Origin of the sequence: Pelagibius sp. (assembly GCF_028289705.1) — a bacterium.
Taxonomy (GTDB): Bacteria; Pseudomonadota; Alphaproteobacteria; order Kiloniellales; family Kiloniellaceae; genus Pelagibius.
Genome location: NZ_JANQOI010000100.1, coordinates 100,628 through 111,473, shown reverse-complemented (window position 1 = coordinate 111,473; position 10,846 = coordinate 100,628). Strand labels below are relative to the sequence as shown.

Annotated in this window: 14 protein-coding genes; 8 read left to right on the top strand and 6 right to left on the bottom strand. The window is 66.9% G+C overall.

Annotated elements, in window-relative coordinates; genetic code table 11:
• Positions 1-658, top strand: a 658-nt coding sequence (locus Q0996_RS13820) for a hypothetical protein (protein ID WP_299620600.1), incomplete at its 5' end; no start/stop codon positions are given.
• Between the two features lie 48 nt (positions 659-706).
• Here the strand turns inward: Q0996_RS13820 and Q0996_RS13815 are convergent.
• Positions 707-1,603 (bottom strand): TIGR01459 family HAD-type hydrolase, encoded by an 897-nt coding sequence (locus tag Q0996_RS13815; RefSeq protein WP_299620598.1) that lies wholly within the window; start codon positions 1,601-1,603, stop codon positions 707-709.
• Positions 1,600-2,817, bottom strand: a complete 1,218-nt coding sequence (locus Q0996_RS13810; protein WP_299620596.1) for an acetate/propionate family kinase — start codon at positions 2,815-2,817, stop codon at positions 1,600-1,602. The genes Q0996_RS13815 and Q0996_RS13810 overlap by 4 nt, the downstream gene beginning before the upstream one ends.
• Before the next feature lie 170 nt (positions 2,818-2,987).
• On the opposite strand from Q0996_RS13810, the gene Q0996_RS13805 reads away from it, so the two are divergent.
• The 4 genes from Q0996_RS13805 to mtnA all read left to right on the top strand — a co-directional run bounded on the left by Q0996_RS13805 (position 2,988) and on the right by mtnA (position 5,877).
• A complete protein-coding gene (locus Q0996_RS13805) occupies positions 2,988-3,362 on the top strand; it encodes a helix-turn-helix transcriptional regulator (RefSeq protein ID WP_299620594.1) in 375 nt (124 codons plus the stop codon).
• A gap of 101 nt (positions 3,363-3,463) precedes the next feature.
• Positions 3,464-3,973, top strand: coding sequence for an arsenate reductase ArsC (locus Q0996_RS13800; RefSeq protein WP_299620593.1), 510 nt, complete (start codon positions 3,464-3,466; stop codon positions 3,971-3,973).
• 18 nt (positions 3,974-3,991) lie between these two features.
• Complete coding sequence (locus Q0996_RS13795; RefSeq protein WP_299620592.1) at positions 3,992-4,705, top strand: MIP/aquaporin family protein; 714 nt, start codon at positions 3,992-3,994, stop codon at positions 4,703-4,705.
• A 74-nt stretch (positions 4,706-4,779) separates the two neighbouring features.
• Complete coding sequence (gene mtnA, locus Q0996_RS13790; RefSeq protein WP_299620591.1) at positions 4,780-5,877, top strand: S-methyl-5-thioribose-1-phosphate isomerase; 1,098 nt, start codon at positions 4,780-4,782, stop codon at positions 5,875-5,877.
• Between the two features lie 13 nt (positions 5,878-5,890).
• Here the strand turns inward: mtnA and Q0996_RS13785 are convergent, their stop codons facing one another.
• On the bottom strand, positions 5,891-6,256 hold the full coding sequence (locus Q0996_RS13785) for a cupin domain-containing protein (protein WP_299620590.1): 366 nt from the start codon (positions 6,254-6,256) through the stop codon (positions 5,891-5,893).
• A gap of 146 nt (positions 6,257-6,402) precedes the next feature.
• The gene (locus Q0996_RS13780; protein WP_299620588.1) at positions 6,403-7,308 is read right to left on the bottom strand and encodes a DUF2189 domain-containing protein; all 906 of its coding nucleotides are present in this window, start codon (positions 7,306-7,308) and stop codon (positions 6,403-6,405) included.
• Between the two features lie 109 nt (positions 7,309-7,417).
• On the opposite strand from Q0996_RS13780, the gene Q0996_RS13775 reads away from it, so the two are divergent.
• Positions 7,418-8,044, top strand: a complete 627-nt coding sequence (locus tag Q0996_RS13775) for a LysE family translocator (RefSeq protein ID WP_299620585.1) — start codon at positions 7,418-7,420, stop codon at positions 8,042-8,044.
• A gap of 66 nt (positions 8,045-8,110) precedes the next feature.
• The gene (locus Q0996_RS13770; protein ID WP_299620582.1) at positions 8,111-8,524 is read left to right on the top strand and encodes a DUF1761 domain-containing protein; all 414 of its coding nucleotides are present in this window, start codon (positions 8,111-8,113) and stop codon (positions 8,522-8,524) included.
• Between the two features lie 222 nt (positions 8,525-8,746).
• Here the strand turns inward: Q0996_RS13770 and Q0996_RS13765 are convergent, their stop codons facing one another.
• Positions 8,747-9,580 (bottom strand): phytanoyl-CoA dioxygenase family protein, encoded by an 834-nt coding sequence (locus Q0996_RS13765; protein WP_299620579.1) that lies wholly within the window; start codon positions 9,578-9,580, stop codon positions 8,747-8,749.
• A gap of 178 nt (positions 9,581-9,758) precedes the next feature.
• Here Q0996_RS13765 and Q0996_RS13760 point away from each other — a divergent pair, with 178 nt between their 5' ends.
• Entirely contained in the window at positions 9,759-10,043 is a 285-nt protein-coding gene (locus Q0996_RS13760; protein ID WP_299620576.1) for a DUF1330 domain-containing protein, read from the top strand.
• A gap of 8 nt (positions 10,044-10,051) precedes the next feature.
• Here Q0996_RS13760 and Q0996_RS13755 read toward each other — a convergent pair whose 3' ends face one another.
• Complete coding sequence (locus Q0996_RS13755) at positions 10,052-10,810, bottom strand: helix-turn-helix domain-containing protein (protein WP_299620574.1); 759 nt, start codon at positions 10,808-10,810, stop codon at positions 10,052-10,054.
• Between the last annotated feature and the right edge of the window lie 36 nt (positions 10,811-10,846).

The following is a 10,846-nucleotide window of genomic DNA, read 5'->3' as shown; positions in this document are numbered from 1 at the left end:
GAAGGGGAACATGACGGACGATGGTAAGAAAGACGATCACTGCGGTGACGGAAACTCAAAGCCGAAGCCGGAGCCGGAGATCTTCGGCGAGACAATTCTGGCCTCGTCCCAGGTGAGACTCTTTGGCCGGATCTTCGATGGATTGACGCTCAATCCTGGCGCCATCGGCCAACTCAGCGATACGAACAGGCCGTTCAACCGAAATCCGCTGACGGACAAGCTGCGGCCGTCCGACGATGAGGACCTGAAACCTCAGTTGGCGCGGATCTACGGTTTCTCCTACGAAGGCAGTTACTACAAGCTCCAGGCGCCCTACGTCTTCCTGGTTCACGGCCCCGGTCGCGAAATCAAGGAGCCCGCCAGCATCGGCGAGATCGGCATCGAGATGAAAGACGAGCTCTTTCAGAGAAACGTCAGGATGTGGTTCTACGACAAGGTCGACTTCTCGGTGCGCATCGAGATCGCCAGCGGCTGGCTGGAAGAAATCCTTCTCGACGCCGCCATTGGCAGCGCCACCAACATGACGGCGGGCGAGTACACCACCCGTGCCGACATGGCGGCGCGGGCGGACCTCTCAGCCCGGGCGGACCTCTCGGCACGGGCGGATCTCTCGGCGCGGGCCGACCTGGCCATGCGCAGCCGCTTCAAGAGCAGGTAGGGGGCGGGGCCGGCACCCAATTCGACGCAAGTCGAAAAAGCGCCAGCCCTACCAGGATAGGCTCGGCAGCAGGTAGTCGGGTTCTGCCCGATGCTCACGCATGAGCGCTGCCAGGCGGTCGTCGAAGCCGGGTGAGGCGGGGGACTCGCCCAGGTCCTTGCGGTGGATGCCGTTCAGAACGAAGGCGCTTGCCAGCCTCGCCGCCGCCGCGCCGGCGATATCGTGGGCCAGGGAATCGCCGACGGCGAGAACGCGCCCGGGCGCCAGCGGCGCCAGGCCGGCGAGCGCGGCGCGATAGATCAAGGGATGCGGCTTGCCGACGTAGACCACCCGGCCGCCGTCTTTCTCGTAGCGGGCGGCCAGGGCGCCCGGCGCCGCGTGCAGGCCGGACCCCGCGATCCCTTTGATGTCCGGGTTGGCACAGACCAGGGCCAGCTTGCGTTCGCCGGCCGCCGCAAAGGTTTCATCGAAGGCATCGCCGGCCGGCAGCCGGTCGCCGAAGCTGGCCAGCAGCATGAAATCGGCCTCGCCGACATCGTCGACGAAGGCAATATCGAGCCCTTCCAGCAGCGCGCGGTCGGCGGCTCCGCCGAGGGCCAGGCAGCGCAGCGGGGCGCCGTTGCCGCCCTGGCCGAGCAGATCCTGCGGGGCCTCCGCCAGCGCTTCCCGCGCCACCTCGCCGGAGGTGATGAAGTCGTCATAGAGTTCGGGCGGCAGGCCGATGCGGGCCAGGCGTTCGCTGTTTGGCTGCTTGCGCCGGCCGGAATTCGACAGGATGAGGACCCGCTTGCCGGCCTCGCGCAGCGCGGCCAGACAATCCAGGACCCCGGGATAGAGCTGTTGTCCGTCGTGCAGCACGCCGTACTGGTCGAGCAGATAGGCATCGAAGCGCGATGCCAGGGGCCCAAGCCCCTCGATCAGCCCTGGACTGCCCGTCGACGTCATCGCAAGGCCGCGAAATCCTGGGTCTCTGTCACCAGGGCGCGGCTGTGGCGCGCGATCATCAGCTCTTCGTCGGTGGGGATCACCCAGATGCCGATGCTGCTTTCGCGGGCGTTGATGCGCGCGCTGTTGGCCGCATTGGCTTCGTCGTCCACCACCAGGCCCAGCCATTCCAGGCGCCGGCAGATCTCCTTGCGGACCACCGGCGAGTGCTCGCCGATGCCGGCGGTGAAGACCAGCGCATCGACCCCGCCGAGCGCGGCCACCAGCGAGGCCGCCTGTTGGGCCACACGGTCGCAGAACATGGCAACGCTCTCCCGCCCCTCGGCCGAGTTGCCGTCTAGCAGATCGCGCATGTCGCTGCTGATCCCGGAGAGGCCCAGCAGCCCGGATTCCTTGTAGAGCAGCGCCTCCAGATCGTCCGGGCCCATGCCCTTCTCGCGCATCAGATAGATCAGCACGCCGGGGTCTATGCTGCCGCAACGGGTGCCCATGATCAGGCCGTCGAGGGTCGAAAAGCCCATGGTGCAGAGCTGGCTGCGGCCGTTGCGGAAGGCGCAGAGGCTGGCGCCATTGCCCAGGTGGGCGACGATGGCGCGCCCCGTTGACGCAAAAGCGTCAAATTTCGGCAAAGTCCAGGCGATAAATTCGTAGGAAAGCCCGTGAAAGCCATAGCGCCGCAGTCCCTCCTGCGCCATGGCCCTTGGCAATCCATAGAGTTGATCGCGGTTGGGAATGGTCCGGTGGAAGGCGGTATCAAAGCAGGCCACCTGCGGCAGGCGGGCGTCGCGCTCCGACAGCGCCTTGATGGCGGCCAGGTTGTGCGGTTGGTGCAGGGGCGCCAGCGGAACCAGCGCTTCCAAGGCGGCCATCACCCCGGCGTTGACGAGCTGCGGCGCATCGAAGGCGGTGCCGCCGTGGACCACGCGGTGGCCCGCAACCGCCAGTTCGACATGCGGCAGGGATTCGCCGATCCAATCCAGCAGGACGTCATAGAAGAAGCTGTGGCCGAGGCCGGCGCCGTCGGCCCAGGTTTGACCGCAGTCGCCGGGAGCTCCGGCGATCTCGGCCTTCAGGCGCGGACTCCTGCCGATCCCTTCGATCACGCCCTTGGCGAGCGGACGCTCCTCTGCCGCCTGCGCCACGTCGTAGAGCGAGAACTTGATGCTGGACGAGCCCGCGTTCAGCACCAGGGTCGCTTTGGTTCTGTCAGTCAAACGTATGTACCTACCCGTCGGCGCGCTGCCGGCCCGGAACCCGAAATTGGCCCCTGCCGGACTCTCCCAAAGCCGCGCGCCCCCAGGCGGCGGCACCCCAGCGCCTCCCTTGGTAATAAAGCCTCTGATCGGGACTTGCCATATTTTGATAATTTTACGATTATCAAAATATGGACGAGCAAGCGGCAACCCAAGCCTTGGCGGCCCTCGCGCAACCGACCCGTTTGGCGGTTTTTCGCCTGCTGGTGCGCGCCGGACCGGGGGGGCTACCGGCTGGTGGCGTGGCGGAACAGCTTGGGGTCCAGCCGGCGACGCTCTCCTTTCACCTGGCGCAGCTCGAGCGGGCCGGGCTCTTGGACTCGCGGCGGCGCAGCCGGCAGATTCTCTATGCCGCGCGTTTTTCGACCATGCGCGCGCTGGTGGCCTTCCTGCTGGAGGACTGCTGCAACGGGCACCCGGAGATCTGCGCCGGGCTGCTGGGAGATCTGGTGGCCGATGAGCCGCCGCCTGAAGACGCCCCGGCCGAAGACACCCCGGCCGCCTGACGGGGTGCCCGAAGGGCTGCCGGGGCGCGAGACGAACAGGAAGTGGGGTTGGCGACGCGTCAACGGCGTTGCGACGAATTGAATCGAGAGGAACGGCAACCATGTCCGACAAGACCTACAACGTGCTCTTTCTCTGCACCGGAAACTCGGCCCGCAGCATCATGGCCGAGGCCATCGTCGACCGGGTCGCTCCCGGCAAGTTCAAGGGCTACAGCGCCGGCAGCTTTCCGACCGGCCAGGTGAATCCCTATGCCGTGGACCTGTTGAAAAGCTTCAACCATCCGGTCGACCACCTGGCGAGCAAGTCCTGGGACGTCTTCGCCGAGGAAGGCGCGCCGGCGATGGACTTCGTCTTCACTGTCTGTGACAACGCCGCCGGCGAGGTCTGCCCGGTCTGGCCCGGCATGCCCATGCGCGCCCATTGGCCGTTTCAGGACCCCGCGGCCTTCGACGGCCCGGAGGCGGAAAAGCGCCAGGTCTTCGCCGACGTCTACGGCCAGATCTACAATCGGGTCAGCATCTTCGTGAACCTGCCCATCACGGCGCTGGACAAGCTCAGCCTGCAGAAGCGCCTCGACGAGATGGGCACAGATCTCCCGGCCTCGGCCTGAGTTCACGAGGCCCTGCCGATGACCTTCTGTCTGCCCCGCCGCCTGGTTGCCGAAGCCCTCGGTACGGCCCTGCTGCTGGCCGTGGTCGTGGGCTCCGGCATCATGGGCGAGAGCCTGGCCGGCGGAAACACCGCCATCGCCCTGCTGGGCAACACCATCGCCACCGGGGCGATCCTGGTGGTGCTGATCCTGATCTTCGGCCCGATTTCGGGCGCGCACTTCAATCCGGCGGTGACGCTGGCCTTCGTCATGCGCGGCGAGTTGGAAAAGCGCATCGCTCTGTTCTATGTGCTGGTCCAGGTGGCCGGTGGCCTCGCCGGCATGCTGGTGGCCCATGCCATGTTCGCGGAGCCGCTGCTGCAGGTCTCCGAGAAGCTGCGCACGGGGCCCGCCCAGTGGTTCGCCGAGTCGGTCGCCACCTTCGGCCTGGTGGCGACGATCCTCGGCTGCGTCCGCTTTCGGGCCGAGGCCGTACCCTTCGCCGTCGGGCTCTACATTACCGCCGGCTACTGGTTCACGGCGTCGACCTCCTTCGCCAACCCGGCGGTGACCATTGCCCGTAGCTTCACCGACACCTTCTCCGGCATCCGCCCGCTGGACGCCCCGGCCTTCATCATCGCGCAGTTGGTCGGTGCCGCGGCGGCGACCCTGCTGTTCGGCTGGTTGCTGGTGCCGAAGAAGACGGCAGCCGCCCAGACGGCAGATCCGGCGGCCGAACAGGCGGCGGAGTAGACAGGAGTTCTGGTTTGCCCGACGCTTGCGCTCTAGGATGAAATCTCGTCCCGGTTTGAGCGCGAGAGGCACCCATGAAGGTCGACGGCACGCCCTACAGAACCATCTGGCTGAACGACGACGGTTGGTCGGTGGAGATCATCGACCAGACCAAGATGCCGCACCGCTTCGAGACCGTCACCATGAAGACGGTTGCCGACGCGGCCCATGCCATCAAGGCGATGCTGGTGCGCGGCGCACCCCTGATCGGCGCGACGGCGGCCTACGGGGTCTGCCTTGCCCTGCGGGACGACGACAGCGACGCCGCCATCGACCGGGCCTACGACCTCTTGATCGCCACCCGGCCGACGGCGGTCAACCTGCGCTGGGCCCTGGATGAGATGCGCGAGGCCCTGCGCAACCGACCGCGCGGCGAGCGCCTGGCGGCGGCCTACAAGCGGGCGGCGGAGATCTGCGACGAGGACGTGGAGATCTGCCAGTCCATCGGCCGTCACGGGTTGAAGCTCATCTCCGAGATCGCCGCCAAGAAGCCGGCGGGGGAGCCGGTGAACATCCTCACCCACTGCAACGCCGGCTGGCTGGCCACCGTCGACTGGGGCACCGCGACGGCACCTATGTACATGGCCTTCGAGGAGGGCATTCCGATCCACGTCTGGGCCGACGAGACCCGCCCGCGCAATCAGGGCGCCTCGCTCACCGCCTGGGAACTCGGCCACCACGGCGTGCCCCACACGGTGATCGCCGACAACGTCGGCGGCCACCTGATGCAGCACGGCCAGGTCGACCTCTGCATCGTCGGCACCGACCGCACCACCGCCTCCGGCGACGTCTGCAACAAGATCGGCACCTACCTGAAGGCCCTGGCCGCCCACGACAACGGCGTGCCGTTCTACGTGGCGCTGCCTTCGCCCACCATCGACTGGACGGTGCACGACGGGGTGGCGGAGATTCCCATCGAACAGCGCGGCGGAGAGGAGGTCTCCCAGATGACCGGCCGCACCGCCTCCGGCGCCATCGAGACCGTGACCATCACGCCGGACGGCAGCCCGGTGGCCAACTACGCCTTCGACGTGACGCCGCGGCGCTATGTGACCGGCCTGATCACCGAACGCGGCGTCGCCAAGGCCTCCCCCGAAGGGCTGGCGGAACTTTTCCCCGAGCGGGCCGGCTGACGCCGCAGCGCTCTCAGATCCAGACGTCGTTGTCGGCGGTGCGCTCGCCGTCTTCGTGGCCGGTGTTCTTCACGCCGCGCGGCTCGATGATCATCACCTTGGTTTCCTGCTCGGCGTAAGGCTTGTGTTCGAGCCCCTTGGGGACCACGAACATCTCCCCTGCGCCGATGGTGACGGCACCGTCGCGGAAGTCGATGCGCAGCTCGCCTTCGAGGACGATGAAGGTCTCGTCGGTGTCCTGGTGATCGTGCCAGATGAAGTCGCCTTGCAGCTTCACCACCTTGAACTGGTAGTCGTTCATCTCGGCGACGACCTTCGGCTGCCACTGCTCGCTGAACAGGGCGAACTTCTGGGCGAAGTTGATCGCTTGATAGCTCATCGGGCCTCTCTCGGATCGGGGGACGGGCAGCGTGCACCGAAGTCTATCCGGCCGCGGCGCCGGCGCAACGCCCGTCCGCCGCCTACTACGAGGGGCCGCTCCTGCGGAAGGAGGCCGCGTCGACGGATCGCACCCTCTGCGCAGTCTCAGGGAAAGTTGTCGCTTGCCGCGGGTCGCTTGATCGCGCTCACTGGGGGGCTATCTGCGGGTTTCTCGCCGGGATCTGGTTCCTCTTCCGGCGCCACCAGCTTGCGGTAGAGGTGCCAGGTGGTATGGCCGAGGATCGGCAGGGCCACGAAGAGGCCGATGAAGAAGGGCCCGATGGCGATCAACAGCAGGATCATGATGACGAAGGCCCAGCCGATCATCGGCAGCGGGTTGGAGACCACGGCCCGCACCGAGGTGATCATGGCGGTGACGAAGTCGATCTCCCGCTCCAGCAGGATGGGAAAAGAAACCACGGTGAGCGAAAACAGCACCAGCGCCATGGCGGCACCAATCACATGGCCGACGGCAAGGAAGGTGAGCCCCTCCGGGGTACCGAGGACCACGGCCACGAACTCGTTGATGGAGGTCGGTGCGCGCAGGCCGATGAACAGCGCGATCAGGATGCGCACCTGATACATCCAGACCACCAGCACGAAGAGCGAGACGAAGGCCATCCAGCCCATCTCGCGCTTGCGCTGCGCCACCACGACGCCGAGGATGCTGTTCCAGTCCAGCATCTCGCCGCTTTCCCGGCGCCGGCTGACCTCATAGAGCCCGACGGCGACAAAGGGCCCGATCAGGGCGAAGCCGACGGCCAGCGGATAGGAGATGTAGCCCATATCCAGGGCCGAGGCGGCCAGCACGATGAGCATGCCGCCCACCGCATAGACGCCGCCGAAGAACAGCCCGAAGGAGGGCGCGGCGCGAAAGTCCTGCAGGCCCTTTTCCAGGGCGTCGACCACGTCGCCGACGCGAATGGTCTGGACCCGCGGCGGCCGCTTGGGCAGGTCGCTGGGCCTATCCAGGGCCTGGTCGGCCGTGGTGGGGTCGTTTTCCGGGCTCATGCCTGATCCCTTAGCGCAGTGGCGATGCTTTTCCTTTGATCTGGATCATGGAAGGATGCCCGAGTGGTGGACTTGACGCGGGCTTGGATCGCCTATGATGACTCTTACCATGTCTGCGGAAACCCTGCTGGCCTTTGTCGCCGCCATGTTCCTGCTCTCGCTGACCCCGGGGCCGGGGGTCCTGGCGGTGGTGGCGCGTGCACTCACCCACGGCTTTGCCGCCGGCCTAGCGGCCACTGCCGGCCTGGTGGTTGGGGATATCCTGTTCCTGGTGCTCGCCATCGCGGGCCTGAGCGCGCTTGCCGCGGTGCTGGGCGAGTTCTTCCTGGTGGTGAAGATCCTGGGCGCGGCCTATCTGATCTGGCTCGGCGTGAAGCTCTGGCGCAGCAAGGCGCAGCTCCCCGCCAAGGCGGCGCAGGCAGAGCCTGGCAATGGGCAACGGCGCCACGGCCGCTCCTTCGCCGTCGGCTTCCTGGTGACCATCGGCAACCCGAAGGCCATCCTGTTCTACGGGGCTTTCGTGCCGACCTTCATCGATGTGACCGTACTCGGCTTGGCTGATGTTGCCGTGCTCGCTGCCGTGGTGACGCTTGTCTTGTTCTTGGTTCTGGGAGCCTATGCCTTCGTCGCTGCGCGGGCCGGCCGGGCGATCAGGAGCGTACGGGCGATGGCCTGGCTGAACCGGGTCGGCGGCGGTCTTTTGGTGGGAGCCGGCGTTGCGGTTGCAACGCGGTAAAGAACTCGTTGTGGTCGCAACGCGGTAATCGCGCCTGCGGCGCGCCATCGCAAAAGGGAGGAAATGATGGCTTTTGCGGGGATCAACTATCTGGCGGTGGTGGTGGCCATGATCGCCAGCTATGTCTTCGGCTCCCTCTACTACATGGCGCTCAGCAAGCCCTGGATGGCGGCGGTCGGCAAGGCCGAGGCTGAGCTGAAGGCGAACATGAGCGCCGTGCCCTTCGTCACCGCGGCCATCGCCCAACTGGTGATGGCCTTCATGCTGGCCGGCATGATGGGACACCTGGGGGCCGAGGCTGTCAGTCTTTACGGCGGCCTCACCACCGCCTTCTGGGTCTGGATCGGCTTCGTGCTCACCACCCTGGTGGTGAACCACGGCTTCCAGGGCGCCAAGCGCATGCTCACCGTGATCGACGGCGGCCACTGGCTCGGTGTTCTGCTGATCCAGGGCGTGGTGATCGGCCTGTTCGGGATTTAGGGCTTTCGTCCGCCGTCTACCAAAAAAATCCCCCTCACCCAGCTCCGCCTAAGCGCGATCTTTCGATCCCGCTAAGGCTGCGCAGCCCTCTCCCACCAGGGGAGAGGGATTCTCTCCGTGCCGCGATTTGGTTTCCCTCTCCCCTCGTGGGAGAGGGAGGGGCCCGCGTGAGCGGGAGGGTGAGGGGGATGGCTCGCTTGGTGTGAGCGGAGGACGCGCCGGTCAGTCTACGAACATGGGGCCGGGGTTGCTGTAGAGGTCCTCGTAGTGGACGAGGCTCTGCTCACCCTGCAGGGGGCAGGGCGTGCCGTCGCGGAAGGCCCACTCGCCACGGTCGCAGTTGGCCGCGGTGACATAGCCGTTGATGTAGAAGCGCCGGTCCATGGTGGAGCGGTTGGGGCCGGAGCCATGCAGGGTGTGCACGTGCCAGAAGGCGAGGTCGCCGGGCGCCATATCCAGCACCAGCGTCTTCTCCGCATCGGCCCCCAGGCGCGCGAGATCGCCGGTGTCGAGGGCCTGGTTCATGGCGCGCTTGTCGCGTTCGTAGGGCAGCTCGCCGAGGCGGTGGCTGCCGGGGCAGACGATCATGGCGCCGTTCTCTTCGTGCTGCGGGTCGACGGCGATGCCGGTCTGGATGTAGGAGGTGGCGAGGTCGCGGTAGGCGGTGCGGGGATGGCGCGAGCGCGAGTCCTGATGGAAGCCGAACTCGGCATCGGCGCCCGGCGGCTTCCAGTGCATCTGGTTGATGATCTGCTTCAGGTCGCCGCCGATGAGCGGTTCGAGGATCGCCAGCAGGCGTGGGTCGCGGCGCACCCGCTCCAGGGTCTCGTCGATCCAGCCGGGCCACTGGACATAGCGCAGGATGCGCCCCTTGCGCGGGTCGTCGGCGAGGCAGAAGAAGGTGTTGCGGTCGCGCCAGTTCCGTCCGCCGGCCAGTGCGCGCGCCTGCAGCCGGTCGAAGGCGGCGGCCATCTCCGCCACCTCCGCGGCATCGAAGACGCCACGCACGACGGCATAGCCTTCGTCCCAGAACTGCGCGGCGTGGTCCTGGCCCATCTGCCCTCCGGCTGACCCAGCGAATCGGGGCTCCTTCGGACCCTGCTTACCATGAAAGCTTTGCGGAATCCTTGCCGAAGGCACCCGAAAACGGGCCGGTTCCGTCAATACATGAAACACTCTAGGTTAGGCACCCCGCCAATCGCGGGACCGCTACCAGAGAGGGGAATAGATCATCATGGTTGCCTTTTGGATCGCCCACGTCACCGTCACGGACGAAGAGGTCTACGGCGAATATGCGAAACGCGCCACCAAGGCGGTGCAGGGCCACGGCGGGCGCTTTCTGGCCCGCGGCGGACGCCACGTCACCAAAGAGGGAACCGACCATGCCCGCAACGTGGTGGCGGAATTCCCGAGCTTCGAGGCCGCCGTCGGCTGCTACGAGTCGCCGGAGTATCAGGAAGCGCTTACCTACGCCCTGCGGTCCTCCGAACGCCACCTCTCCATTGTCGAGGGCGCCTGAAGGCCTGACTACCCGGCGTCGGCCTGCGCGGCGGCGGCGGCGGCCGCGGCCTTGCCGCCTGTGGCGAGGTTCTGTTCCGCGCCGGGCCGGCGCCGTTCGAAGGGGGCGAGGGCGGAGAGCTTCAGCCAGTCCGGCAGCGCCCGGGTCAGGGCCCGCGGGCCCTCAACGCGGATCCTGCCGCGGGCGATCTCGTCCTTCAGCGAGCGGAAGCCGCGCCAGGCTTCGATGAAGAGGCGCAGATCGGCCGTGACCGTCACGTCGACCTCATGGCCGGGGTGCTTCAGGCACATCTCCACCTGGCCGTCCGTGTTGACCAGCCAGAAGCGGCGGTTGTCCTTGGTGGCGCCGGTGAATGCAAACTCCAGCACCGTGCGGCCCGGCGGCATGGCCTCGGTGTTGAGGCGGGTGTGCATGCTCCACAGCAGGAAGCCGGGGTCGAGGTCGTCGGTGGTCATGTCGCGCGCCCAGCGCTGGCCCCAGACCGCAAGATCCATGATCACGGACTCCAGCTCCCAGCCGGCTTCGGTCGGCAGGTATTCGTAGCCGCGTCCGCCGGGCAGGGGGCGCCGCTCGGCCATGCCGGCGGCCTCGAGCTGGGCGAGGCGCTGGGACAGCAGGGTGGCGGACATGCGCGGCACGCCGCGGTGAATCTCGTTGAAGCGGCGGCAGCCGTCGATCAGGCGGCTCAGCACCAGAATCGACCAACGCTCCCCCAACACCTCGCAGGCCAGCGCAAGGGGACAGTACTGACCGTAACCACGGGGCATGGCGGTCTCCTTTCGGTGCGGCTGAGGGCAGGATGC